Annotated in this window: 32 protein-coding genes; 3 read left to right on the top strand and 29 right to left on the bottom strand. The window is 34.4% G+C overall.

Annotation, left to right across the window (positions count from 1 at the left end; genetic code table 11):
* Window position 1 precedes the first annotated feature (1 nt).
* The 17 genes from gpG to CLOLE_RS07560 all read right to left on the bottom strand — a co-directional run bounded on the left by gpG (window position 2) and on the right by CLOLE_RS07560 (window position 7,660).
* The gene (gpG, locus tag CLOLE_RS07635) at window positions 2-379 is read right to left on the bottom strand and encodes a phage tail assembly chaperone G (RefSeq protein ID WP_013656514.1); all 378 of its coding nucleotides are present in this window, start codon (window positions 377-379) and stop codon (window positions 2-4) included.
* A 62-nt stretch (window positions 380-441) separates the two neighbouring features.
* Window positions 442-702, bottom strand: a complete 261-nt coding sequence (locus tag CLOLE_RS07630) for a hypothetical protein (RefSeq protein ID WP_013656513.1) — start codon at window positions 700-702, stop codon at window positions 442-444.
* Window positions 703-717: 15 nt separating this feature from the next.
* Entirely contained in the window at window positions 718-1,077 is a 360-nt protein-coding gene (locus CLOLE_RS07625) for a hypothetical protein (protein WP_013656512.1), read from the bottom strand.
* Window positions 1,077-1,640: a hypothetical protein gene (locus CLOLE_RS07620; protein WP_013656511.1), complete on the bottom strand. Its 564-nt coding sequence runs from the start codon at window positions 1,638-1,640 to the stop codon at window positions 1,077-1,079. The genes CLOLE_RS07625 and CLOLE_RS07620 overlap by 1 nt, the downstream gene beginning before the upstream one ends.
* On the bottom strand, window positions 1,624-1,800 hold the full coding sequence (locus CLOLE_RS22930; protein WP_013656510.1) for a hypothetical protein: 177 nt from the start codon (window positions 1,798-1,800) through the stop codon (window positions 1,624-1,626). The genes CLOLE_RS07620 and CLOLE_RS22930 overlap by 17 nt, the downstream gene beginning before the upstream one ends.
* Window positions 1,801-1,809: 9 nt before the next feature.
* The gene (locus CLOLE_RS07615; RefSeq protein WP_013656509.1) at window positions 1,810-2,535 is read right to left on the bottom strand and encodes a hypothetical protein; all 726 of its coding nucleotides are present in this window, start codon (window positions 2,533-2,535) and stop codon (window positions 1,810-1,812) included.
* 328 nt (window positions 2,536-2,863) lie between these two features.
* Window positions 2,864-3,316 (bottom strand): hypothetical protein, encoded by a 453-nt coding sequence (locus tag CLOLE_RS07610; RefSeq protein WP_013656508.1) that lies wholly within the window; start codon window positions 3,314-3,316, stop codon window positions 2,864-2,866.
* Window position 3,317: 1 nt separating this feature from the next.
* Window positions 3,318-3,758, bottom strand: a complete 441-nt coding sequence (locus tag CLOLE_RS07605) for a sigma-70 RNA polymerase sigma factor region 4 domain-containing protein (RefSeq protein ID WP_013656507.1) — start codon at window positions 3,756-3,758, stop codon at window positions 3,318-3,320.
* Between the two features lie 96 nt (window positions 3,759-3,854).
* Window positions 3,855-4,277, bottom strand: coding sequence for a hypothetical protein (locus CLOLE_RS07600; protein WP_013656506.1), 423 nt, complete (start codon window positions 4,275-4,277; stop codon window positions 3,855-3,857).
* A 50-nt stretch (window positions 4,278-4,327) separates the two neighbouring features.
* Window positions 4,328-4,507, bottom strand: a complete 180-nt coding sequence (locus tag CLOLE_RS07595; RefSeq protein WP_013656505.1) for a hypothetical protein — start codon at window positions 4,505-4,507, stop codon at window positions 4,328-4,330.
* Between the two features lie 119 nt (window positions 4,508-4,626).
* On the bottom strand, window positions 4,627-5,544 hold the full coding sequence (locus CLOLE_RS07590; protein ID WP_041712937.1) for a P-loop NTPase family protein: 918 nt from the start codon (window positions 5,542-5,544) through the stop codon (window positions 4,627-4,629).
* A complete protein-coding gene (locus CLOLE_RS23415; RefSeq protein WP_013656503.1) occupies window positions 5,450-6,175 on the bottom strand; it encodes a hypothetical protein in 726 nt (241 codons plus the stop codon). Before CLOLE_RS23415 ends, CLOLE_RS07590 begins: the two co-directional genes overlap by 95 nt.
* A 26-nt stretch (window positions 6,176-6,201) precedes the next feature.
* Window positions 6,202-6,486 carry a MerR family transcriptional regulator gene (locus tag CLOLE_RS07580; RefSeq protein WP_013656502.1) on the bottom strand — a complete coding sequence of 95 codons (285 nt, stop codon included), beginning with the start codon at window positions 6,484-6,486 and terminating at the stop codon, window positions 6,202-6,204.
* Between the two features lie 2 nt (window positions 6,487-6,488).
* Window positions 6,489-6,668 (bottom strand): hypothetical protein, encoded by a 180-nt coding sequence (locus CLOLE_RS07575; protein WP_013656501.1) that lies wholly within the window; start codon window positions 6,666-6,668, stop codon window positions 6,489-6,491.
* Between the two features lie 24 nt (window positions 6,669-6,692).
* On the bottom strand, window positions 6,693-7,016 hold the full coding sequence (locus tag CLOLE_RS07570) for a hypothetical protein (protein ID WP_013656500.1): 324 nt from the start codon (window positions 7,014-7,016) through the stop codon (window positions 6,693-6,695).
* Window positions 7,017-7,209: 193 nt separating this feature from the next.
* Window positions 7,210-7,410, bottom strand: coding sequence for a hypothetical protein (locus CLOLE_RS07565; protein WP_013656499.1), 201 nt, complete (start codon window positions 7,408-7,410; stop codon window positions 7,210-7,212).
* Between the two features lie 49 nt (window positions 7,411-7,459).
* On the bottom strand, window positions 7,460-7,660 hold the full coding sequence (locus CLOLE_RS07560) for a helix-turn-helix transcriptional regulator (RefSeq protein WP_013656498.1): 201 nt from the start codon (window positions 7,658-7,660) through the stop codon (window positions 7,460-7,462).
* Between the two features lie 153 nt (window positions 7,661-7,813).
* On the opposite strand from CLOLE_RS07560, the gene CLOLE_RS07555 reads away from it, so the two are divergent.
* Together CLOLE_RS07555 and CLOLE_RS07550 are read left to right on the top strand one after the other, a co-directional pair.
* The gene (locus CLOLE_RS07555; RefSeq protein WP_013656497.1) at window positions 7,814-8,383 is read left to right on the top strand and encodes a helix-turn-helix domain-containing protein; all 570 of its coding nucleotides are present in this window, start codon (window positions 7,814-7,816) and stop codon (window positions 8,381-8,383) included.
* Window positions 8,384-9,505 carry a tyrosine-type recombinase/integrase gene (locus CLOLE_RS07550; protein WP_013656496.1) on the top strand — a complete coding sequence of 374 codons (1,122 nt, stop codon included), beginning with the start codon at window positions 8,384-8,386 and terminating at the stop codon, window positions 9,503-9,505.
* Between the two features lie 92 nt (window positions 9,506-9,597).
* Here CLOLE_RS07550 and purD read toward each other — a convergent pair whose 3' ends face one another.
* The 12 genes from purD to CLOLE_RS22925 all read right to left on the bottom strand — a co-directional run bounded on the left by purD (window position 9,598) and on the right by CLOLE_RS22925 (window position 22,821).
* Window positions 9,598-10,851, bottom strand: a complete 1,254-nt coding sequence (gene purD, locus CLOLE_RS07545; RefSeq protein WP_013656495.1) for a phosphoribosylamine--glycine ligase — start codon at window positions 10,849-10,851, stop codon at window positions 9,598-9,600.
* A 3-nt stretch (window positions 10,852-10,854) separates the two neighbouring features.
* On the bottom strand, window positions 10,855-11,436 hold the full coding sequence (gene purN / locus CLOLE_RS07540; protein ID WP_013656494.1) for a phosphoribosylglycinamide formyltransferase: 582 nt from the start codon (window positions 11,434-11,436) through the stop codon (window positions 10,855-10,857).
* Window positions 11,424-12,467 carry a phosphoribosylformylglycinamidine cyclo-ligase gene (purM, locus tag CLOLE_RS07535; RefSeq protein WP_013656493.1) on the bottom strand — a complete coding sequence of 348 codons (1,044 nt, stop codon included), beginning with the start codon at window positions 12,465-12,467 and terminating at the stop codon, window positions 11,424-11,426. The genes purN and purM overlap by 13 nt, the downstream gene beginning before the upstream one ends.
* 134 nt (window positions 12,468-12,601) lie before the next feature.
* On the bottom strand, window positions 12,602-13,999 hold the full coding sequence (purF, locus tag CLOLE_RS07530) for an amidophosphoribosyltransferase (RefSeq protein ID WP_013656492.1): 1,398 nt from the start codon (window positions 13,997-13,999) through the stop codon (window positions 12,602-12,604).
* Between the two features lie 15 nt (window positions 14,000-14,014).
* Window positions 14,015-14,719: a phosphoribosylaminoimidazolesuccinocarboxamide synthase gene (purC, locus tag CLOLE_RS07525; RefSeq protein ID WP_013656491.1), complete on the bottom strand. Its 705-nt coding sequence runs from the start codon at window positions 14,717-14,719 to the stop codon at window positions 14,015-14,017.
* Between the two features lie 125 nt (window positions 14,720-14,844).
* Complete coding sequence (purE, locus tag CLOLE_RS07520; protein WP_013656490.1) at window positions 14,845-15,333, bottom strand: 5-(carboxyamino)imidazole ribonucleotide mutase; 489 nt, start codon at window positions 15,331-15,333, stop codon at window positions 14,845-14,847.
* A gap of 120 nt (window positions 15,334-15,453) precedes the next feature.
* A complete protein-coding gene (locus CLOLE_RS07515) occupies window positions 15,454-19,170 on the bottom strand; it encodes a phosphoribosylformylglycinamidine synthase (protein WP_013656489.1) in 3,717 nt (1,238 codons plus the stop codon).
* Between the two features lie 363 nt (window positions 19,171-19,533).
* The gene (gene sigF, locus CLOLE_RS07510) at window positions 19,534-20,253 is read right to left on the bottom strand and encodes an RNA polymerase sporulation sigma factor SigF (RefSeq protein WP_013656488.1); all 720 of its coding nucleotides are present in this window, start codon (window positions 20,251-20,253) and stop codon (window positions 19,534-19,536) included.
* A gap of 23 nt (window positions 20,254-20,276) precedes the next feature.
* Window positions 20,277-20,705 (bottom strand): anti-sigma F factor, encoded by a 429-nt coding sequence (spoIIAB, locus tag CLOLE_RS07505; protein ID WP_013656487.1) that lies wholly within the window; start codon window positions 20,703-20,705, stop codon window positions 20,277-20,279.
* A gap of 24 nt (window positions 20,706-20,729) precedes the next feature.
* Window positions 20,730-21,071 (bottom strand): STAS domain-containing protein, encoded by a 342-nt coding sequence (locus CLOLE_RS07500; protein WP_013656486.1) that lies wholly within the window; start codon window positions 21,069-21,071, stop codon window positions 20,730-20,732.
* Between the two features lie 201 nt (window positions 21,072-21,272).
* Window positions 21,273-22,658, bottom strand: a complete 1,386-nt coding sequence (locus CLOLE_RS07495; RefSeq protein WP_041712936.1) for a tetratricopeptide repeat protein — start codon at window positions 22,656-22,658, stop codon at window positions 21,273-21,275.
* Window positions 22,648-22,821: a hypothetical protein gene (locus CLOLE_RS22925; RefSeq protein WP_013656484.1), complete on the bottom strand. Its 174-nt coding sequence runs from the start codon at window positions 22,819-22,821 to the stop codon at window positions 22,648-22,650. The genes CLOLE_RS07495 and CLOLE_RS22925 overlap by 11 nt, the downstream gene beginning before the upstream one ends.
* Window positions 22,822-23,057: 236 nt before the next feature.
* Here CLOLE_RS22925 and CLOLE_RS07490 point away from each other — a divergent pair, with 236 nt between their 5' ends.
* A complete protein-coding gene (locus CLOLE_RS07490; RefSeq protein WP_013656483.1) occupies window positions 23,058-23,414 on the top strand; it encodes an ArsR/SmtB family transcription factor in 357 nt (118 codons plus the stop codon).
* Window positions 23,415-23,424 lie beyond the last annotated feature (10 nt).

The raw sequence follows: 23,424 nt of genomic DNA, 5'->3' as shown, positions 1-23,424 counted from the left end.
CTTATTTCACCACCTCATTGTATAAGTTAGTTGCTGCTCCTAATAATCTTTCTGCTTTTTCTTGTTGTCCTTCAAAAGCCATCTGGCTTCCACATATCATAAACAAAACACTTATTAGCTTACTTAAATCTTCTGGTTTAATACCGAATACCACATCTTGATATGTAAATTGGTTATCAAAAAACTCTATTATAAAATTAATCAATTCATGTAATAGATCATCCTTATTACAAACACCTTCAAGCATCTTCTCATTCAGTTCATAAGCCTGTTCATAACTCTCAACACTTATACTTGAAGTCCTGTATTCTTTTCTCTTGCTATCATCTTCATCAAATAAAGTAATACTTATACATAGTTCATCTTCTTGTTTATTCACTTCAAATTCCTCCTATTAATAAAGGCCTAGCTGTTACACTAAGCCCTTTATGTATTTCATTACTAATCAATACTAGATACATAAAAATTATTACCAACTAACTCAGTTCCATCACTAGAAGGCTTTCTATACTCGGTTAGCTCTCCCACCACTCTAACCATCTTACCTAGTTCTAGCTTTTTATATAGATCTAAATTTCTTCTTACGATTGTACATCTTACACTATACTGTCTCTTGCTCAGCATTCTTATAGTAAATTTACATATTTCATATTCTTTACAGTACATGATGTCCGTTATCATGCCATAAAACTCTAATTCCATGTTTATTCTCCTTTATCATTTAAGGAAGATACCTAGCATTCTTAAATCTCTTTCAAAATCATCAATGGTAACGTCATCACCTACAATAATTTCACTTGCTCTAAACTCTCCACTAATATAAATAACTACTTTTGTTACATCTGTTTCTGAAAGATTTATATCATCAGTCAAAATACCAATGGGTTGATCAAGCACTTCTTCCTCTTCCACTATTTGAATGTTGCATATAGTTCCTTGCCTATTAATCAAAGTCCCTCTTAAATATGTACCACTTCCCATAGACAATGTTATCCCTTTTGTATCTATGGGATGTGTGTTACCTGCAATAAGCTTGTCTGGCTTATATTCTCCTACTTGTTTACATGCATACTCCATTATTTTGTACCTCCTGTAATTGATTTAGCTGCATTGACTAATAAATTAACTGCTTGTTGTTGCTCAGAAACATTAGATGCTTTAGTTATATTCCCTATGTCATTATTTGTTTTTCTTATCTTCTTACTAGCTTCAACTAATAAATTAATAGCTCTCTGCTGATCAACGTATCTATTAGCCGGTATTTCATTAAGAATTTTAATTGCAATATCTCCTGCTGATAAACCTTTACTTAAACCATCCTCAATAATGTTGTCATACCCTAAACCCCTAAAGCTATTAATTTGCTCTTTTTCATTCATTACCTTAATACCCCCATTATTTGAATTGATACTACAGGTAGGCATGCTCTGTCTTTGCTCCGTTTTCCCAATGACAAAATCATTAAGACGGCACTTATCCTCCGCTGAAGCTGATTTATACCATTCTGTATCCTTTATCTCTTCTAACTTTGATGCAAAGTAATCTTTTGCGCCTTCTATTTCAGCACCGTTTAACTGAGGTTTTCCGTGCCTTCTTCGTTCCTCATTTAAAATTTCCGTCATCCTATCCATGAAATTCATTGTGCTTTCTCCCTTCTTTTTTCTGCTCTGCAACGATTGCCGAATATACAATTGTTGCACATACTTCTAATACATCAGCTCTTGAGCATTGTAATGCTTCTCTTATGTAATTAATCTTTTCTATCGTACTATCACTAGCTCTTATAGGTATTGTTTTCATGCCAATCACCTAACGACCTAAAATTTTATCAACTACTGATTTTCTTTTTGGTACCGACTCTTTACCATCACCATTTAATACTTTTTGATAATAGTAATTAAGTTGTGCCTCCAGTCCTTCTTGTCCATAGAACTCTACATAGTTATCTCTATATACAGTCCCTCCTGGAACTTTTGTAGGTACAGTAACCTTAACATTAGGATTAAAATCTCTAATTTTTCTGGGCATGTATTTCATAATTCCAGGTAATTGAAATTCAATTAATCTGCGCTTGTCATATTTAACTGAATCAAAGATTCTTTCTTGTTCTTCTAATATCTTGTTTTTTTCTTCAAGTACTTTTTCTGCTTCTTTCACTTCCACTTCAGCTTTACTAATCCCTTCCCTACATTTCTTTTCTCTTTGCACTTGCTCCTCATTAAATTCCTTAGCAGCTAAAGCAAATACCTTTTCAGCTTCGGCTTCATAGTTGTTTCCCATCTCTTTGTAAGCTTCAATCTTGCTAGCTAATACGCTAATATCATTAACTCTCTTAGATAACTCTTTAGTAAGTTTTTGTACTGCTTCTTGGTCCCCCTCATTCTCCAAACGGATTACTGCTTTTGAAATCTCACTACGCTCCCTATCTAAAACACATTTTTGTTCTTCCATTGCATTAAGTTTCTCAGCTGCTAATACTTTATCCCTCTCAATTTGTTCCAAAAATTCACTAATCATTTTTTCTGTATTTTGCATGATTCCATTTCTCCTTTTTCATATTTAAAATTTCATCTTTTACTTCAAATAATTTAATCTGACAACTATGTTATACCTTATTAATTATTAAATAATCCTTTCTCCCTCTCTATAGTCTCCCCCTCCTTCAAAGCGGAAAGGAAATCGGCGAAAAAATTTTTGGCAACTAGAAAAAATATGTGGCATCGCGCACCCGCAGTCCTTTTAATCCTCCCACAGTACCTTTTACACTTCTCTCACGAGTGTTGTAGAGGTTTATACCCCTCTACCCTCACTAACTACCACTCAAACTTTAGGCTTGTCCATGACGATTATACGTGCTTACATGCTATTGAATAATACGTATGTATTCCGCTAATTGATTCTTTATGATGTTCTTACTTCTAATAAAAATATAAGAATGACTACAGTAGTATTTATGGTCTGCTAATGCACTAGGACTTATCTTCTTGAAATATCTATCCTCAATAAACTTTCTGTCCTCTTCATTTAGCACCTTCATAGCATTATCAATTAACCTCTTGTTAAGCAACTCTATATCAATCTTTCTCTTAAGGCTTTCAATCCTAGCTTCCTTGTTTGTCACCTTACTTTCTACAAGACTAATTGTTTGGTTTGTTGGTGTGCTTGCTCTTTGGTTATCATTGTTTCCATATAAGGTATCATAGTCGTTCTGTCTTATATCTATCTCTGTTCTCATAGACTCTACACGAACATCAATATCTGAATAGCTAAATAATAATCCTTCAATAGCCTTAATCTTTTCTTTTGTGGTGTCCATTTTACTCCTCACCTTCTATCAAAAGAACATCTTGCAATATAGACAATGCATTCTTCTTATGAAACGTAACATTGCTTGTACTAATCTCCAGGTAATTCATAACACCTTCAAACATCATCTTTTCAAAATAATACAATTCTATTACCTTCCTATCTTTTTCTGATAGAACAGTTAAAGCATTGTCTATCTTCTTGATAGTACGCTCTTTATTTCTGATACTATTTTCTATACGCTTCACTCTATCTTGTGCTACAATATTGGCAGCCTCTTTATTAGGGGCATTATCGTATTTAGAGGAACTTACTTTATCTTTACTTTGCATGTCTAGTTGAAGCTCTTCCACAGCTTCTTCAAGGTCAAGTTTAAGATTAGCTACACTTACCTTTAGCATTGGGTAGCTATAAAGTAAGTCCTCTACTTTACTATACTTAGAGTCTTTCATTCTCTATCCCTCCATATGTAGTAATCAATACTGAGTATGGTTCGGCTCTAATCCTCATGTCTGTCCCTCCTAATTTATTATTCAAGTTCTAATTAATCATTTAGCAGCTACTTCTTTTCTTGCTAAAATTTCAATCTCTTTAGCTCTGTATACGCAACTTATAACATAGTCAGGAACATTCCCATCAAATATGCCCAGTAAGCTTTCTTTGTATTTCTCAATAAAAGATTCAACTTCATCATCTTCTACCCCTAATTCAAGCATCTTTTCATGAAAAATATGATACATATCAATAGTCGCTTCATCAGTTATTAATATGCTTTCAATTTTATCCTCTGTTCTCTTGGCCCTTTCTTCCCTTTTGCCAATCATAAGTCCATATTGAAAAGCAGCAATTAAACCAAATATAGGAGCATGTCCACTATCTCTATTTGCCTTATCTATCCTATTTATGTTTTCAATATGATTACTACCTGGTACCCTTATTTGATTAAACATATTAACATCTAACAACTTCATCAGCTTCACTCCTCCTCTTCCTTTGTACCCCAAAAGCGATGTAAGGTAATTTAACATGCAACTTGTCTTCGTGATTTTTCTATTCTTATAAATAGTCTAAATAAATCTTTCTGTTCTTCTGTCACGTTCTCATTATTTAAGAAAGCCTCTACTTTCTCATAATCTATCTTTTGGTCTGGCAATTCCTTTAATACTTCAACTGTTTTTGATATTAGTTCATTTGTCTCCATGCCCCTTATCCCCCTATCTTCCCCTATTGATTTCATCCTACATTCCTGATATTATTAACTTGCGAGATTAATAAATCACTGTAGCCTTTTGTTAATGTGCTGTTAACTAAGGCTATTTTTTATGTTATTTCTTTCATCAGCTTCTCGAATTTAATATTATTTGCTGTTGCAAAGTTTTCCCTAATGTTTTCATCCGGTAGCTCAATAGTTATTGCATTTTTAATTCTGCTGATCATAGACTTGTTATACTTAAGTTGGTCCGGAGTAAACCTGCTTATATAAATTGTTAATGACTTGCTCTTTTCTCTTTCGTTAAGTATTTTCAATAGTATCTCATCAACCCACCCATTTTTAGAATTAACCTCGTCTCCCAAATCATCTAAAAGCAATAGTGGAGTATCTATAGCACTTCTAAGAGAATTCTTTTGATTGTAAGGATCATCTTGCTTAATTTGCTTCTTAAGCTCGTTGATTAACATTGGCATTAAAATGTATTTACCTGGCATGTTATACCGTTTCATAATTTCATTGAGTATTAATGACCCCATCATAGTTCTTCCGGAACCTGCTGACTTACTGTATATGTACAGATTAGTATCAAGTTCTTTAAATTTCCTTATGTATGTACATGCTGCTTTTAGTGACTCCTCTGCGAATTTAGTATTGTTGTATAAAGAAGTTTTAAATTCCTTTATACCCTTATTAACAAATTCATGAGGTACATTAGATCTAGTAAACCTATCTCCTTGAATAAAAGTATTATCACTAGGAGATCCTCCAAATTCGATTCTACTTAACTTATTCCTATTTTTTAATGATGGAACCATCATTGAATATTGAATACAAACTCCATTCTTGTCCTTGATTAAGCAAAAAGGAGTAGACTCAGGTACATATTGCTCTAGTTCTGAATTAACTGGTATAAACTCTTCAGGATCAAATTTATACATATCCGTTGTCAATAAGCCATTGTCCTTTTTCTCTTCTGTGCTCTTCCATTGCTCTTTCTTCTTCAGCGTTTCTTCCACGAGACTCATCTTGTTTTCCTCCTTTGCTATTATCGCTTCTCTCCCATGTACGTATAGCTGCCTTCCAGTCCTTCATCTTGTTTCGACCTATGCACCATCCTTTTGATGAATAGAAGTCTATGAATCGTTCAGCATCTACTATGTTATTTCTTTCTAAACAGTATTCTCTAACTTGATCTAGTGTAGGTGGAGTGAAACGACTACTCTCTTTTTTATTTACATTATTATGTTGTTTTGTTATTACATTATTGTTTGTGTTCAGTTGTTGTTCACTTGTTGTCCAGTTGTTGTTCAGTAGAAGTTCAGTTTGATGTTCATATTTTTGATATTCTTCCCATCTAACTATTGATATTAGTCGGTTTTTATTTCCTGTTTGTTGTTCAATTTGATGTTCGTTTTCGAATGATTTTAAGATTCTTTGAACCTTACTTTCATTAATACTAAATTTCTCTGATATGCTCTTACGACCTGTAATAAGTTGTCCTGGTTTAAGAGTTATTCTTTCTCCCTTAAACACTGCAGGATATTCCTTATGTGTTGCATTTAGCAGTAGATATACCCATACCGAAAAGTATTCAGCATCTTTACATACAATAGGATTATCCATAACTTTTCTGTATAAGCTTATCCATCCTTCCATGCCATTTTCCTCTCTATGTAATTTTTCTACTTACTATTACTTCTAACAACCTTGAAGCTTCTACCAGTTTTATCTAGGCAATACTTCATGAGCTCACTCTTAATAAACTTATAACTTCCACCCATTTGAAAATGAGGTATAGCCTCAATGTTAAGGTATAAGAAACTAGTTCCCACGTTTAAAAATTTTGCTGCTTGCTTTACGTTCATAATTTCAGGTAGTTCATCATATCCTGCCTTTACTTGAAACTCCTTAAGCGCCTCTGCAATTGCTACTTTAACACTTTCTTTTATAGTCTCCTCTATACTCATTGCTAAACCCCCTCTCTTAAAAGCACTTTACCCTCAATAATCTCATAACCATCAAGGCATTTTTCTATAACTTTTTTTACATCCTGGCATTGCTCAACCCTTGTGCAATAATTGCTTTTTTCAAGTGTTCCTTCTTCTCTCAGCATATATACAATCTTGTCAATTAACATTTGTCTTGTCATTGCTCTGATCTCCTTATTTTTTAATTACTCACTCAAAATTTCATCGATGAGTCCTTGGGTCGTCCAGTATTCATGCAAGATTATATTGATAGCTTCGCCTAAAGTTAAACCTCTTGATTCACCTGTTACATCATCCTGTTTTGTATCGTTTTCTATCCCTCTAATAAACTCGCCTAAATCATATCTTAAGGCTGCAATAGTTTTACCTTTTTCTTCTTCAATATTATTTTGAATTATGGTCACAATCTCCTCTATGCGCTCTTCTTCTGGGATACTAAAATCCTTTGAGCTAATAATACCCATCTCTACTCCATGTCTAACTACCTTTTCAATTGCTTCTCTTTTCATTTTCATCTTCTCCTTTGATTTTCTATTTTTTAATATTGTTTGGACATTGGCAGTTCTACCCTCACACTGCCAGGTTAAGTTTTTACATTTTCACTACTTCGTGAATTAATTTTCTTCACTGAAGAATAAATAATCTACAGTACTATCAAGAACAGAAGCCAGTTTTAGCATTACTTCTTTTGATACTTTAGCATCATTTCAAGTTCTCTTTTGAAGACTTATATAATTCAAGAACCATCTTTTCAACCTCATTCAATTCTAAAGGTAATGACTTTGAACCACTTTCATTTTCGATTAATATATATAATGCTGCATCCTCTGATTGCTTGATACTATAGCCTATTTCTTTAGCTTTTCTTCTTAATGCATTTAATGAATAAAAACCTCTAACCATTTTTATACTCCTCTCATATTTTTATGTTTTTGCTACATTGAAAGGCTTGTTACTGATCTTCAGTAAAGAAAAGTTCCTGAACCGAGCATCCATATAATTTAGCTAACTTTAACATTACTTCCCGACTAGGATTTGTACTTCTACCACTTTCAAGATTAGCTAAGTATTGCTGACTAACCCCTATTTCATTAGCTGCAAAACCCTGCTTTATCCCTAATTCAATACGACGAATTTTTAATTTCAATCCCATTATGATTCACCTCCCTTATCAACGATTCAAATACGAATCACTTTTAATAATAACATTATATGATTCGTATTTGAATCTGTCAATAAATATTTTTAAATAATGTTGTATTTTTGAATCATATGTATTATTATTCATCTATAGGAAGGTGATAATTTGGGAATAAATGATTTTATACAAATAGGAACTAGAATAAAAGAAATTAGGAAATCCAAAGGATTTAGTCAAGCATATATGGCTGAAAAAATAGGTGTTAATCGTACAACTTATTCAAATTATGAAAATAACAATCGAGAGCCAAACCTTAAAACTATTGAAAAAATCTGTGAAATTTTAGATGTTACAATATCTGATATTGTAAGTGATACTCAAAAAAATATAACAGTAGATTATTGGCGTGGCATGATGGATACTGATCTAAATAGTATCAAGGAAATTGAGGAAAATACACGTGGCTATTCAGGGTTAGAAGTACCTATAAGTTCATTAGTGGGAAGTATATATATTTCTTTAAATAAGAATGAAAAAGATTTTGTTACGCGCTATTCCTACCATACAGAAAGATTACTAGAATCTTTATCGGAACTTTTAACATATTCTAACCTGCCAATAAAACATGAAAATGTTGATAAGAATAAATACCTAGATGCTATAAATGCAATAAATGAATTTATAAAATATAAGCTACACGAACTTACTACATTGAATTCTAAAGAAGGTGAGTAAATGGCACTAACAAAAAGAACTAATTTAGAAGATAAATCCGGCAGAAAGCCAGCTAAATGGAGAATACGTGTTACTAGGAATGGTCATAAATATGAAACTACCTTCTTTGGAAACAAAAAAGAAGCTGAGCAAGCTGAGAAAGATTTTATATACCAAATTGATAAAGGCATGATGGGTAGTAGTGAAAATATGTTATTTAAGGATTTATACAAAAAGGTTCAGCGAGAGTATATTGATAAACTCAAAGCTAATTCACGTATCACTTATAGAAATTCATATGACAACCATATCGGACCTGCATTTGACGATATGAAACTATGTGATATAAAACCTATAGACATTCAAGAATTTGCTACTGACCTTTTAGAAGAGTATAAATACAATACTGTCAGAGTAATAATGTCTAAACTTAATACTTGTTTATCTCTTGCTGAAAAATGGGGGATTATCTCTAATTCTCCCTATAAGCATATTGAACTAGGACAAGCAGAAAGTAAAAGCTTAGATGAGTTAATGAGTTTAGATAATATTCAAACACTAATTAAACTATATGAAAATGATAAATGGCCATTACATCGAGCAGCTTTCTTTCTAGCTGTTGGGTGTGGTCTTAGAAATAGTGAGATAAGGGCACTAACACTTAAAGATATAGATTTCAACCTAAATACAATTACTGTTGATAAGCAAATAGGCCTTTATGATGATGAAAAGGACTTATTCACCTCTACTAAAACAAGTGGATCCAAAAGAAAGATATATGCTCCTGAATTTGTAATGAAAGCTATTAAGGAGCATATTGACAGTATGCCTGCTATACCTATAAATGCTCTTATCTTCACCATATCAAAAAACAAGCCTATTAATAGCCATACACTTAGTAATCACTTAAGAGAGGTCTTAATCGCCAATGACCTTCCACTAATACGATTTCATGATTTAAGGCATATACATGCTACCTTAATGATTAATAATAATATGGACATAGCTACAGTAAGCAAACGTCTAGGGCATAAAAGTATTGCTACAACTCTTAAATTTTACACTCATACGGTTGAAGAAAGGGATAAACGAGTTGCTACTGAATTTGATGATATCTATTCTAAAATAAAGAAAAAAGGATAAGCTTTCGCCTACCCTTAATTATTTTTTAAATTTTATTTGTCCTAAATTTGTCCCAACATTTCATAGTCACTTGACTATCAAAGGAAAAAAACCTATTTTGCTATATCACTTCTGTATTGCATACCATCAAACTCAATCTTTTTTACTTCTTCATATATAGTCGCTCTAGCCTCTCTTAAGCTAGCCCCTAAACTTGTAATGGCTAATACACGTCCACCATCTGTTTGAATAGTCCCATTTACTTTTTTGGTGCCAGCATGGAATAAATAAGTATCTTCATTTAAATCATCAAGACCTGTAATAACATCACCTTTATGAGAGGTTTCTGGATAACCTTTGCTAGCAAGTACTAAAGTCACACTTTGTCTTTCATCCCATTTAATAGGTGTACTAGCAAGGTTGCCATCGATGCAAGCTTGCATGATTTCTATTAGATCTGTTTTTAATCTTGGAAGTACACTTTGAGTTTCTGGATCACCAAAACGTACATTGAATTCTAGCACTTTTGGTATATTGTTTTCAATCATTAAGCCGATGAAAAGCACCCCTTTAAATTTAAGATTCTCTTTCTTGAAGCCACTTATAATTGGCTCTAGAATTTGTGTATCAATATTGGCTTTAACTTCTGCTGTGATAATTGGATTTGGTGAGAAGCCACCCATACCACCTGTGTTGAGCCCTTTGTCATTATCTAGAGCACGTTTATAGTCTCTAGCTGTTTCCATTGGTACAATACTATCCCCATCTACGAAGCAAAGAAGGGAGGCTTCTGTTCCTGTTAGGAATTCTTCTAATACGATAGTGCTACCCGCTTCAGCAAATTTACCACTAAAGATTTCTCTTATGGCAGCTTCTGCATCTTCATATGTCTCACAAATTAATACTCCTTTTCCTGCAGCTAAACCATCTGCTTTAACAACTACTGGTAAACTAAAGTTTTTTGCTTCTGCTACACAAGCTTCTACTGCATCTCTTTTAAAGCTAGCGTATGCTGCTGTTGGAATATCATTACGAATTAAAAACTGTTTTGTAAAGTGTTTACTTCCTTCAAATTGAGCACACTCTTTATTAGGCCCAAAAATATTTAAACCTCTTTTTTCAAAAACATCTACAATACCTAATACAAGTGGTACTTCTGGCCCTACAATAGTAAGATCCACTTGCTTTTCTTCTGCAAAGTTGGCTAATGCTTCAAGTTCCTCTACTTTAATAGGAATATTTGTAAAAGCCTCTTCTGTTCCCCCATTACCTGGTGCTACAAAAATCTCAGCTTCTGGATGAAAACGTCTCACTGTATGTGCAATGGCCGATTCTCTCCCACCATTTCCTATGATTAATATCTTCATGGTTTAGTTGCTCCCCTCTATCTGTTTGATAGCTTCTACCAAAATTTTGTGTTCAATTTCAGCTAAAATACGTTGTTGTAAGCTTTCTGGTGTATCGTCTTCCAATACTTCTAATTGACGTTGAAGAATAATTTCACCCGTATCTACACCTGTGTCAATATAATGAACAGTTGCACCACTTTCTTTTTCACCTGCAGCAATTACGGCTTCATGGACATGAATGCCAAAATAACCCATACCCCCGTATTTGGGAAGAAGTGAAGGATGAATATTAATAATGCGTCCTTTAAAGGTATTTACTAACTTTTCATCCATGATTTTTAAGTATCCCGCGCAAACTACAAGGTCTACTTTTTGTTCTAATAGTAAAGCCAGCAACTCCTCATCATAATGCCCATTCTTTGGATCCACATGAAAAGCAGGGATATTGTGTTTTCTAGCACGTTCAAGCCCATAAGCTGATGCTTTATTAGAAATAACACAGACAACCTTACTTGCTAGCGTACCATTTTCTACTGCATCTATAATGCTTTGCAAATTGGTGCCGCCACCTGATACAAGTACACCTATTCTTAATCTTGACATAAGATCACACCCTTGTTACCTGCTACGATTTCACCGATAACTAATGCTTTTTCATCTGCCCCATGAAGTGCTGCTAATACTTTTTCGCTGTCAGCTACATCAACTACTAACATCATACCAATACCCATGTTAAAAGTATTATAAAGTTCATTAACATCAAGGTTTGAGGTTTCTTCTAAAAATTTATAAATAGGAGGTTTTTCGATAACATTGATATTGATTTTAGCATCTACACCTTTTGGAAGCATACGTGGTACATTTTCGATGAAACCGCCACCTGTAATATGTGCAATCCCTTTAATTCTAGCTGCTGCTTTTGCTGCTTTGACTGCTTTGACATATAGTTTAGTTGGCTTAAGCAGTGCTTCACCGTAAGTTTCACCAAGTTCTTCACTATATGCTTTAAGGTCTACACCTGCTGTTTCCACTAATTTTCTAACAAGTGAGTAACCATTACTATGTACACCTGTTGAAGGAAGTCCAATAATCACATCTCCTACTTTAATAGTGCTTCCATCAATCATTTCCTGGCGATCTACAATACCTACAGCAAAACCAGCTACATCATATTCACCATCTGGATAAAAACCTGGCATTTCTGCTGTTTCACCACCAACTAAGGCACATAAGCTTTCTTTACAACCATCTGCAATACCTTTTACAATGCTTGCAATATGTTCTGGTGCAATACGTCCTGTTGCAATGTAGTCTAAGAAGAATAAAGGCTCAGCGCCACCACAAATAATATCATTCACACACATGGCTACTGCATCGATACCGATTGTATCGTGTTTGTCCATATCAAAAGCTAATTTTAATTTAGTACCAACTCCGTCTGTTCCTGATACAAGTACAGGTTCTTTCATACCTGCAAAAGCACCAAGCGAAAAGGCACCGCCAAAGCTTCCGATATCTGTGAGTACCCCTGGGATAAAAGTTGATTTAACATGCTCTTTCATCTGTGCTACTGCTTCATATCCACGGTGAACGTCCACCCCAGCATCTTTATATGTGATTTTACTATTAGACATTTTTCTTCCTCCTATATCAGCCATAGCACGCTATAGCTATTATTTTTATATTTTATCATTTTTAGAAAAGTATTTCATTCACTATTATAACAGAATGTACCCTAGACAGATGATAATCTAGGGTACTTTCTTTATTAACATTGTGAAGGTGGTGTGCCAATAGGTACTTCCATTGGATACTTACCATTAAAACAAGCTTTACAGAATTGACTCTTATGATTGCATACTTCACGAAGACCATCTTCACTTAAGTAAGTTAGAGAATCTGCTCCTAAGTATTCACAAATTTCATCGACTGATTTTTGCGCTCCTATCAAAAATTCTCTATAAGGTGTATCAATCCCAAAATAACAAGAATATTGTACTGGAGGTGAAGTAATACAAACATGTATTTCTTTAGCGCCTGCTTTTCTCACTTGTTCTACAATACGTTTACAAGTGGTTCCCCTTACAATTGAGTCATCAATCATAACAACTCGTTTACCTTCAAGATTTTGTTTAAGTGGAGAAAGCTTAATTTTTACTGCATTTTCTCTCATCTCTTGAGTAGGTTGGATGAACGTCCTTCCTATGTATCTATTTTTTACAAGACCTTCTCCATAAGGAATACCTGATTCCTTAGCATATCCAATAGCTGATGGTACGCCTGAGTCTGGTACTGGCATCACCATATCTGCTTCAATCTTTTTCTGTTTTGCTAACATTCTACCTGCATTCACACGAAAATCATACACACTATCCCCATCTATAACGCTGTCTGGTCGTGCAAAGTAAATAAGTTCAAACACGCAAAGATGTTTTTGACACATATTAGAAGGCTCTATACTTCTTAGACCCTCCTTATTAATCACCACAATTTCTCCTGGTTCTACATCTCTTATGAACTCCGCATCTAATACATCTAGTGCACAGCTTTCAGAGGCAAATACATATCCATCTTTAAGTTTTCCAATGCAAAGTGGTCTAAGACCATGTGGATCACGAATACCAATAAGGTCTTCTCCTGTGGTTAAAACTAGGGCATATGCACCCTTTAAAAGACTCATCGTATTTTTAATCCCTGTTTCAATGCCTTTATTACTGTATCTAGCAATCAAGTTTAAAATAGATTCAGTATCTGTGGTACTATGAAAAATAACACCACTATCTTCTAGAATCTCTCTAATATTCTCCGCATTTACAAGGTTTCCATTGTGAGCAAGTCCGATATCACCTTTTTTGTATTTAGCTACCAAAGGTTGTGCATTTCTCACATCTTTATCTCCTGCTGTCGAGTAGCGTACATGGCCAATAGCAATATTTCCTTGAAGTTCATTAAGAGCTGTTTCATCAAATACATCTGCTACAAGTCCCATGCCTTTTCTAACTTCAATGTCCCCTTCACAATTAACTGCAATACCTGCACACTCTTGCCCTCTATGTTGAAGAGCAAAAAGTCCATAATACGCAAGTCTTGAGGCACTTTTTTCTTCTCTATAAACTCCAATTACGCCACATTCTTCATGTAGTGAATCATCTTGCAAAAACTTCATATGACCGCTCCCCTATTATTTGGTTACTCTTGCGAGCATTTCTGCATAAACTTCTTCTACACCGCCAAGATCTCTTCTGAAACGGTCTTTGTCTAATTTTTTGTTTGTTTCAGCATCCCAGAAACGGCATGTGTCTGGAGAAATTTCATCAGCTAAAATAATCTTGCCATCTACACGGCCAAGCTCGATTTTAAAGTCAATGAGTTTAACACCAATTTTTAAGAAATATGCTTTAAGAAGTTCATTAATTTTGAAAGTCATCTCACTCATTACTTTAAGCTCTTCTTCTGTAGCAATATCAAGTGCTAAGATTTGATAGTCATTAATCATTGGATCACCAAGAGCATCATCTTTTAAACAGAATTCAAGTGTTGGATTTTTAAGTACTGTTCCCTCTTCTACTCCAAAACGTTTTGAGAATGAACCAGCAGCTACATTACGTACGATAACTTCTAATGGTACGATTTCTACAGCCTTAACAACTGTTTCTCTATCATTAAGTTCTTCTACTAAGTGTGTTTCAATACCATTTTGTTCTAACATACGACACATAATGTTGCTCATACGGTTATTAACAACACCTTTACCTACGATTGTTCCTTTTTTCTCACCGTTAAATGCTGTTGCATCATCTTTATAACTTACAATGTAATATCTTTCATCATCTGTTTTAAATACTTTTTTTGCTTTTCCTTCGTAAAGTTGCTCTCTTTTTTCCATTTTAAATTCCCTCCATTTTTTGAATGAAGAATTAAGAATCAAGAGGGAAGAATGAGTTAACTCATCCCCTTATCACGCTCTTGCTTCTTTAATTCTTCTTTTTTGAATTTATTTTTTAAATTGATTTATTGGAATCTAGCGCTTACTGCTGCATCCTTTTCTGCTACTTTTTCCGCCATATTTTTCTTGTGAAGCGCTAACTTTTCTTTTAATTCTGGGCTACTTAAAGCAAGCATTTGAACAGCTAAAATCCCCGCATTCTCAGCACCATCAATAGCCACTGTAGCTACCGGAATACCTGGAGGCATTTGTACCATTGATAAAAGTGAATCAAGACCATCCATAGTACTAGACTTAATAGGAAGCCCAATAACAGGCAATGTCGTAAAAGCAGCAATAACACCGCCTAAATGAGCCGCTTTACCTGCTGCTGCAATAATGACACCAATGCCATTTTTCTCTGCATCTCTCGCAAATTCTTCAGCAGCATAAGGTGTGCGGTGAGCCGAAATAACTCTAACCTCTACCTCTACGCCAAAATCCTTAACTGTTTTTACACCTTTTTCTACAACTGGAAGATCTGAGTCACTTCCCATAACAAAAGCTACTTTCATAATAACCTCCTAAGTTACACTCTCTTGTAATCTACTCTTTTTAGACTATATAACCGACTATCTATTCTCTGCTATTTCATAAACCATCTATTTAAAACTACGCTTCACATAGCTTGTTTTTTATTTAAAGTAATTCACCCCAGATGTAAACAGATTTTGCTCTTTATTACCTGGAATATTTTTATGAACAAATTTACCCACACGTTCACTATGTCCCATCTTACCTATAATACGGCCATCAGCAGATATAATCCCCTCGATGTTATGCATACTACCATTCACATTGACATTGCCATCTTGGCTTGCAAAACCATTTTCATCTACATATTGGCTAAATACTTGACCTTTAGCAATAAGCTCTTTCAACATAGCTTCTGGTGCTACGAAACGACCTTCACCATGTGAAAGTGGGATTTCATGAAGATCACCTAAGCTAACCCCGTTAAGCCATGGAGATTGCACACTTGTAATTTTTGTTCTAGCCATAAGAGAAATATGTTTACCAATCGTATTAAAGGTTAATGTTGGGCATTCTCCATCCATTTCTCTAATTTCACCATATGGTAATAACCCTAATTTAACAAGTACTTGGAACCCATTACAGATTCCTAACATTAATCCATCTTGCGTATAAAGGTGTTCATGAATGGCTTCTTTTAATCTTTCATTTCTAAAAGTGGAAGCAATGAACTTACCACTACCATCTGGCTCATCACCAGCTGAGAACCCACCTGGGAAAGCAATAATTTGTGCTGACTTAATACCTTGGTATAAACGTTCAATTGAATCTTCAATGTCACTGTTTGTACGGTTAATAAATAGTACTTCATTTACCTTAGCACCGGCTCTTTCAAAAGCACGTCTTGTATCTACTTCACAGTTAGTCCCTGGGAATACTGGAATAAGTACTTCCGGCTGTGCGATTTTTTGTTTAGCCACATAGATTTTTCGCTCCCCAGTGAAGGTTGCATCTGTTGCTGCTAATGGACTATCTACTTTTTGAGTAAAGACATTAGCCGTTGGTGCTAACATGGCTTTAATGATTTCACTGATTTCTAAAGTCACTTCATCTATAGTTACTACTTTTTCTGTTACAGTTTCACCAATGACAGTAACGTAATCTTCTTTTAAGCTTGTTGCTACTTCTGGTGCTACTTCTAATACAATATCTCCATAGGATGCTACAAATGGTGCTATTTCTGGTGGTAATTCTACTTTTACTCCGATTTCATTACCAATAGCCATTTGACTAAGTGCAGCTACTACTCCTCCAGCACCAATAGCATAGGCACTTTGTACTTTATCCGCTTTAACAAGTTCATAAATCTTACTATAAGCTTCATGCATTATACTAAAGTCTGGCATGTAAACATTATCTTTTGGAATAGCAACATAAACAAGACGATTACCTGCTGCTTTTAAGCTACCACTTACACATTCCTTAGCGTCTCCTAAGTTACAGGTAAAAGAAATAAGTGTTGGAGGAACGCTGATATTTTCAAAAGTACCAGACATACTATCTTTACCACCAATTGCTGCAAGCCCTAATTCTTTTTGAGCTTTTAATGCGCCAAGAAGTGCTGCTACTGGTTTACCCCAGCTCGTTTCACCATTTAATCTCTCAAAGTATTCCTGGAAAGAAAGGTAAGTCTTCTTGTAATCTGCACCTAATGCTACAATTTTTGCAATACTTTCTACTACTGCATAAAGAGCACCGTGGAATGGTGATTTTTCTGAAAGATATGGATCAAATCCATGTGTCATAAAGGTTGCTGCTGTTGTTTCACCTTTTACTAAAGGCACTTTAGCCACCATACCATTTTCTTTTGTTAATTGGTTTTTACCGCCATATGGCATAAGTACTGAACCTGCTCCAATGGTACCATCAAACTGCATCCCTAACCCTTTTTGGAGACCTACATTTAAGTCTTTTAAGGTAGCAAGTACATTATCTTTTGAAAGTTTCTTCACTTCAATTTCAATTTCAGGAGCTGTTACTTTTGCTTCTCTTTGCTGTGTTACACCTGCGCTGTCTAAGAAACTTCTATCAATATTAACAACTTCTTTGTTCCTCCAAGTCATTACAAGACGTTTTTCCTTTGTTACCTCTGCTACACAAACTGCATTTAAGTTTTCTTTATTAGCTAGATTAATCATCAAATCTAAATCATTTTTATCAATGGCAATTGCCATTCTTTCTTGAGACTCAGAAATAGCAAGTTCTGTTGCATCAAGTCCCATATATTTAACTGGTACAAGGTCAAGGTTAATACGAAGCCCTTCAGCGATTTCACCGATTGCTACACACACACCACCTGCACCAAAATCATTACAACGAATAATTCGTTTTGAAAATTCTGGGTTTCTAAATAATCTTTGAAGTTTTCTTTCTTCTACTGGATTACCTTTTTGTACCTCAGAACCACAAGTATGTAATGATTCTTCTGTATGCTCTTTAGAAGAACCTGTTGCACCACCACAACCATCACGACCGGTTGCGCCACCTAAAAGTAAAATCACATTGCCTGGGACTGGCTCTTCATGCTTTACATTTGAGCGTTTAACTGCTCCTACTACAGCTCCTACTTCAAGACGTTTTGCTTTATATCCTGGGTGATAATATTCTTTAACTTCACCTGTTGCAAGTCCTATTTGGTTACCATAAGCACTATAACCATTAGCAGCTGTTTTTGTAATCACACGTTGTGGTAATTTACCAGCCATTGTATTTTCTAATGATTCATTAGGATCAGCTGCACCCGTTACACGCATAGCTTGATAAACATAGCTACGTCCTGAAAGTGGATCACGAATAGCACCACCAAGACATGTTGCTGCACCACCGAAAGGTTCGATTTCAGTTGGGTGATTATGTGTTTCATTTTTAAATAAGATAAGGTATTCTTCATCTTTACCATCTACCTTAATGTTATCTACAATTGTACAAGCATTGATTTCCGCTGTCTCGAATAATTCTTTTAAGCCACCTTGTGCTTTAAGATGTTTTACAATAATGGTTGCCATATCCATAAGAGATACTTTTTTATGATTACGTCCTAGTTCTTCACGCATACCATAGTATTCATCTAAAGCTGCTTTAATAGGTGCTGCATATTCACCTTCTTCAACCTCTATCTTAGTAAGCTCCGTCATAAAAGTTGTATGACGACAGTGATCTGACCAATAGGTATCAACTACTTTTAATTCTGTAAAGCTTGGATTTCTATTAATCCCTTTAAAATAACCTTGGAAATAAATAAGGTCATCCAAATTCATTGCTAAGCCTTGTTCTTTTCTAAAATTTTCTAAAGCTACTTCATCCATATTAATAAAATCTACTAATACCTTGACATCCTCTGGAACAGGATAAGTCATATCTAAACTTGCTACTGGCTCTAAAGAAACTTCTTCAGCTTCTACAGGGTTAATCACATGCTTTTTAATCTTTAATAATTCTTCGTTTGTTAATTCGCCATCCACAATGTAAACTCTGGCTGTTCTCACAGTAGGTTTAAGGGTGCTATCAATAATACGAATACATTGCTCACAAGAGTCTGCTCTTTGATCATATTGTCCTCTTAAATAACTTACAGCAAAAGCCTTGCCACTTGTTAAAGCCAGTTTCTCTACTAATGTATCTGATTGAGGTTCTGAAAAAATCGTGTTTAATGCTTTTTCATAAACCTTGTTTGTAATATGCTCAATATCATATCTGTTTAAAATTCTTACTCCCTTAACAGCTTTTATATGTAAAAACTCTTTTAACTCGCTCTCCATACGCTTCGCTTCTACATCAAAACCATTCTTCTTCTCTACATATACTCTGAAAACACTCATCGTGGTTCCCCTTTCGTATGAATTAACCTTAATTAGCTATTGTAAGCGTATCATAATTTAATAATAGCGTCAATCATTTTATCGAACAATATAGTTTAAGTTTTATTTATCGTTCGACATGTGTCTCGCTTTTTGGATATTTTTAACATTTAACCCTATATTTTTTAATTTTTTTCTCGGTTACACTTCCCTTATGCAGGCATTTTACCGAACGTTTTCATTCTAGCTCTTTATTTGTTGTTCGGTTTTATCAGTTGTAACATGTCTTTTTATACGCAAAATAAAAGCTAGACCAAGTGTTGCTTCAGCGCAACTTATCTTCATCTAGCCTTTTTATTTCTTATTTTTATAGAGAGCTAAGCTTTAGCTTCCTAACATTTCTCGCATTTTCTTTAAAATACGTTTTTCAATTCGCGACACTTGAACTTGGGATATATCTAAGGCACTAGCAATTTCTGTTTGCGTACGGTCTTCAAAATATCGCATATGAATAATCTCTCTTTCAATGGGTAGTAGCCTTTCTATGAGCTCTGTCAGAATCATTTTGTCTACTAAGCTATTTTGGAGTGTTGGCACCTCATCGATTTTATCCGATAACGTAATAGGCTTGCCATCTCCTTGATAAATAACAGCATTTAAAGATTCTATCTCTGCATTTGACTCTAAAGCCTCTACCACTTCTTCAACTTGTAAATCTAAGCCGGCTGCAATTTCACTAATCGTTGGTTCTCTATTGAGTTCCCTTATAAGCTCATCCTTTAGAATTCTTACTTTATAAGCTGTTTCCTTTAGAGAACGACTTACCTTAATCATGCCGTCATCCCTTAAAAAACGTTTAATCTCTCCTACAATCATAGGCACTGCATAGGTAGAGAATTTAACATTAAAGCTTAAATCAAATTTATCAATACTTTTTAAAAGTCCAATACTCCCTATTTGAAATAAGTCCTCCATATCATAACCACGATTACTAAATCTTCTTACTAAACTCCAAACTAGTCCTAGATTCTCTTGTACTAATATGTTTTTGGCTATTTCATCACCTTGTTGTGCACGTTGTATGAGTTCTAAGGTATGATCCATATTATCCCACCTTTACCTCGGGCTTAGACCGCGAGAGATCTTTTCATTTTTACACTTGTTCCTTTGCCCATTTGTGAGAATACCTCGACCTCATCCATCATGGATTGCATTACCGTAAAGCCTAGACCTGCTCTTTCCTCTTCTAATGAAGTAGTATAAAGTGCTGTCATAGCATCATCTACATTCGGTATGCCTTTCCCCTCATCCACAACTTCTATTTCTACAGTGCGTTCTTCATAAGCACATCTAATGGTAATTAAGCCATCTTCTTTATTACTATAACCATGAATAATACAATTTGTAACAGCTTCTGAAACGGCCATTTTAATGTCATAAAGTTCCTCAATTGTTGGATCTAATTGAGAAACAAACGAACTAATAGCTACCCTAGCAAAACCTTCATTAATAGAACTACTTGCAAATTGTATTTGCATTTGATTTTTCTTTGGCACTTTTTTGTCCCCCTCATGCTTCTCTTAAGCAAAAGCTGCTAATGCTTCCAGTGCTTCTTGTTTACTATTATAAGTTTTCATTAATTTGTAAATACCTGACATACTGAGTATTCTTCCTGCTTCTCTTGAAACGTTGTATAATCCAATACTTCCCCCACATATAGCCACACTTCTATACCTTCCCATAAGCATACCTATACCTGAACTATCCATAAAATTCACTTTTTCAAAATCAAAAAGTAAATCTTTTGCTCTATTTTTTTGATATTCCCTATCTACCTCGCGTCTAATTTCAACACAAGTATGGTGGTCAATCTCCCCTTCTAAGACAACCACTAATGTTCGCTCCACCATAATAAATTCCATTCGCAATGTCCTCGCGCCTCCTTATCTTTAATCTCTTATAAGAATAGCGCCTTTTCCAATAATTGTCAATCATTTTCCAGTTATTAACTAATATCATGTATTTTTATGATTAGTGCCATTTTTATGTATTTATATTCCTATTCGTAACCATTTTGCCACTATCATCAATCGTAACTTTATGGCTTAGTACTTTAAAACTAATTATTGAATCCTTTCTTTTGCACGTCTTGCTTCATAAGTATCAGGAAACTCTGTGATCACTTTGTTATAGTAATTTTGTGCCTCTGTTATATTCCCTAGTTTCTCTTCTGTTTCACCTAAGTAATATAAACTTCTTCTAGCTGTTTGTGAAGTCCCGTCATATATAAGGGCAGCTTCTAATTTCCCTTTAGCCCCTGCATAATCTTCTCCACTAAGTAATTGATATCCCTCGTTATACAGTTCCGCTGCTGCCTTTTCATAACAAGCTTCTTTAAGAGCCTCATAAGTCATTTTACTTTCTTCATCTAATAAAGAAGGTGCAATATTATATAAAGCTTCTGCTGCTTCAACATACATTCTTTCCTCTATATGTGTTTTTGCTGTAACTAGCTTATCCTTTTGTACATAAGCACCTAGTTGCTTTTCATATTCTTGTGTCTGTGTTTTTAATTTTGTATTATCAGCTTCTAAAGTAGCAGCTTTTAAGTTAGTATCTTTAATAATTTGATTAAGTTCATCACTTAACTCATCTTGCTTATTAGTAAGTCTTGTAATTTCTTGTTCATAGGACTTTACTTGATTAGGATGTATGAGGAAATGATAAATCACAAACATAGCTATAAGCCCTATAATAAAATAAAGCACTGAATACCTTAAAGATATACTACGATCAATAACACGGACTGGCTTTACTTTTTTATGAGACTGGTTAGTTGGAATGTATTCTAGCTCATAAGGCTGAACTGTAGAAGTGTCCTCACCGCTCAATGCCTTAAAATATCTTAATGCCTTTTGATGTCCACTATCTATCTTTAGTGCACCTTTTATTTGTTCATTTGCTTTGTAAAATTGCTTATCTTGTATATAACATAAACCTAATAAAACCTTTGCTTCTACAAAATTAGGATTGACACCTACTGCCTTCTTTAATCTAATAATGGCTACATCAGTGTTTTTTTGCTTTAAATACTCCAAAGCTTTATTATATAAATGAATCACTTCCTTATAACTAACTAGCTGTTTAGGTGATTTCTGAATTTCATTAATATAGTGCGTAGATACTTCATCTTCCTTATTTAAGGAATGACTTATAATCCACTCTTTTAATGCTTCCCCTACTCTTCCCACTTCAAAATAAATAAGCCCCAATAAATTCCTTGCTTCCGTATTATATTTATTAAGATGAAGTGCTTTCTGTAAATAATCTATTGCTAAAGTCAAATTCTTTTCTTCTGCTGCATAATAACCTCTATTATAGTAAGCTATGCTTCTCTCCCAGATTTCTTTGACCCAGTCTATTTTGCGGTGGCAGGTATGGCAATAAACGTCATGCTTTGCTTTATTTCCACAATATGGACATACATACTCCATCATCTTATTCCCCATCCTTCATCTCTCTTAAGGCACTTGCTTCATTATAAATGTCATTATCAAAAAACTTAAATATATCTATCATATCCATCATATCTTCTTGGCTAATGCGCTCCTCAATACGATTTACATTAAGGATAGGTCTAAATTTCTCTAATTCTTTTTCAAAATTAATCATTTTTCCCCCTCTTTCCCTCTAAAAATAAAATTTATATAAATATTGTCAATTATTCTTATTTCATAGTACAACGTACCATTTAGTTTATCAATATAAATCGTTCAATTCTACTATATTTTTTAAAGTTTTTTGCTTTCTCATTATTAATGTTTAAGCCTTGTGACTTGACAGTTTCTTAAAAACTATGTACCCTAAATATTAAAATAATGTGTCTTCACATAAAAGAGGTGTCCACAATGTCCCAAAAGATAGATACTTGTACCTGTACCGTCATTCATCAAGATGTTGTACAAGCTGCTTATAAAGCGATGCTCCCCGCTGATACAACTAGCAGCTTAGCTGAACTTTTTAAGATTTTTGGTGATGCTACTCGTATTAAAATTTTAAATGCCCTGAAATGTTCTGAGATGTGTGTTTGCGACCTCGCTGCTTGCTTAAACATGACACATTCAGCTATTTCACATCAACTACGTGTTTTAAAGGCCTATAATCTCGTCAAACCACGTAAAGAGGGAAAAGTTGTTTATTATTCTTTAGCCGACTCACATGTAACGGCGATTTTAAATACAGGCCTTGAACATATCAATGAATAAAACTAAAGGT

The organism is Cellulosilyticum lentocellum DSM 5427 (assembly GCF_000178835.2).
GTDB lineage: Bacteria > Bacillota > Clostridia > Lachnospirales > Cellulosilyticaceae > Cellulosilyticum > Cellulosilyticum lentocellum.
The sequence above is the reverse complement of the archived record's forward strand: the minus strand, read 5'-3'. Positions and strand labels throughout refer to the sequence as shown.

Excerpts from the sequence above, each read along its gene's own strand:
- CLOLE_RS07580 (WP_013656502.1), bottom strand. The coding sequence starts at position 6,486 with ATGAGTATAGAGGAGACTATAAAAGAAAGTGTTAAAGTAGCAATTGCA.
- CLOLE_RS07515 (WP_013656489.1), bottom strand. The coding sequence starts at position 19,170 with ATGAGTGTTTTCAGAGTATATGTAGAGAAGAAGAATGGTTTTGATGTA.
- CLOLE_RS07550 (WP_013656496.1), top strand. The coding sequence starts at position 8,384 with ATGGCACTAACAAAAAGAACTAATTTAGAAGATAAATCCGGCAGAAAG.
- purN (WP_013656494.1), bottom strand. The coding sequence starts at position 11,436 with ATGTCAAGATTAAGAATAGGTGTACTTGTATCAGGTGGCGGCACCAAT.
- CLOLE_RS07575 (WP_013656501.1), bottom strand. The coding sequence starts at position 6,668 with ATGACAAGACAAATGTTAATTGACAAGATTGTATATATGCTGAGAGAA.
- purM (WP_013656493.1), bottom strand. The coding sequence starts at position 12,467 with ATGTCTAATAGTAAAATCACATATAAAGATGCTGGGGTGGACGTTCAC.
- CLOLE_RS07620 (WP_013656511.1), bottom strand. The coding sequence starts at position 1,640 with ATGAATTTCATGGATAGGATGACGGAAATTTTAAATGAGGAACGAAGA.
- CLOLE_RS07590 (WP_041712937.1), bottom strand. The coding sequence starts at position 5,544 with ATGAGTCTCGTGGAAGAAACGCTGAAGAAGAAAGAGCAATGGAAGAGC.
- CLOLE_RS07595 (WP_013656505.1), bottom strand. The coding sequence starts at position 4,507 with ATGGAGACAAATGAACTAATATCAAAAACAGTTGAAGTATTAAAGGAA.
- purD (WP_013656495.1), bottom strand. The coding sequence starts at position 10,851 with ATGAAGATATTAATCATAGGAAATGGTGGGAGAGAATCGGCCATTGCA.
- CLOLE_RS07490 (WP_013656483.1), top strand. The coding sequence starts at position 23,058 with ATGTCCCAAAAGATAGATACTTGTACCTGTACCGTCATTCATCAAGAT.
- CLOLE_RS07500 (WP_013656486.1), bottom strand. The coding sequence starts at position 21,071 with ATGGAATTTATTATGGTGGAGCGAACATTAGTGGTTGTCTTAGAAGGG.
- CLOLE_RS07615 (WP_013656509.1), bottom strand. The coding sequence starts at position 2,535 with ATGCAAAATACAGAAAAAATGATTAGTGAATTTTTGGAACAAATTGAG.
- purF (WP_013656492.1), bottom strand. The coding sequence starts at position 13,999 with ATGAAGTTTTTGCAAGATGATTCACTACATGAAGAATGTGGCGTAATT.
- CLOLE_RS07605 (WP_013656507.1), bottom strand. The coding sequence starts at position 3,758 with ATGAAAGACTCTAAGTATAGTAAAGTAGAGGACTTACTTTATAGCTAC.
- CLOLE_RS07570 (WP_013656500.1), bottom strand. The coding sequence starts at position 7,016 with ATGAAAAGAGAAGCAATTGAAAAGGTAGTTAGACATGGAGTAGAGATG.
- CLOLE_RS07560 (WP_013656498.1), bottom strand. The coding sequence starts at position 7,660 with ATGGGATTGAAATTAAAAATTCGTCGTATTGAATTAGGGATAAAGCAG.
- CLOLE_RS22925 (WP_013656484.1), bottom strand. The coding sequence starts at position 22,821 with ATGATTAATTTTGAAAAAGAATTAGAGAAATTTAGACCTATCCTTAAT.
- CLOLE_RS07495 (WP_041712936.1), bottom strand. The coding sequence starts at position 22,658 with ATGGGGAATAAGATGATGGAGTATGTATGTCCATATTGTGGAAATAAA.
- CLOLE_RS22930 (WP_013656510.1), bottom strand. The coding sequence starts at position 1,800 with ATGAAAACAATACCTATAAGAGCTAGTGATAGTACGATAGAAAAGATT.
- purC (WP_013656491.1), bottom strand. The coding sequence starts at position 14,719 with ATGGAAAAAAGAGAGCAACTTTACGAAGGAAAAGCAAAAAAAGTATTT.
- CLOLE_RS07600 (WP_013656506.1), bottom strand. The coding sequence starts at position 4,277 with ATGAAGTTGTTAGATGTTAATATGTTTAATCAAATAAGGGTACCAGGT.
- purE (WP_013656490.1), bottom strand. The coding sequence starts at position 15,333 with ATGAAAGTAGCTTTTGTTATGGGAAGTGACTCAGATCTTCCAGTTGTA.
- CLOLE_RS07610 (WP_013656508.1), bottom strand. The coding sequence starts at position 3,316 with ATGGACACCACAAAAGAAAAGATTAAGGCTATTGAAGGATTATTATTT.
- CLOLE_RS07625 (WP_013656512.1), bottom strand. The coding sequence starts at position 1,077 with ATGGAGTATGCATGTAAACAAGTAGGAGAATATAAGCCAGACAAGCTT.
- CLOLE_RS07630 (WP_013656513.1), bottom strand. The coding sequence starts at position 702 with ATGGAATTAGAGTTTTATGGCATGATAACGGACATCATGTACTGTAAA.
- CLOLE_RS23415 (WP_013656503.1), bottom strand. The coding sequence starts at position 6,175 with ATGGAAGGATGGATAAGCTTATACAGAAAAGTTATGGATAATCCTATT.
- CLOLE_RS07565 (WP_013656499.1), bottom strand. The coding sequence starts at position 7,410 with ATGGTTAGAGGTTTTTATTCATTAAATGCATTAAGAAGAAAAGCTAAA.
- sigF (WP_013656488.1), bottom strand. The coding sequence starts at position 20,253 with ATGGATCATACCTTAGAACTCATACAACGTGCACAACAAGGTGATGAA.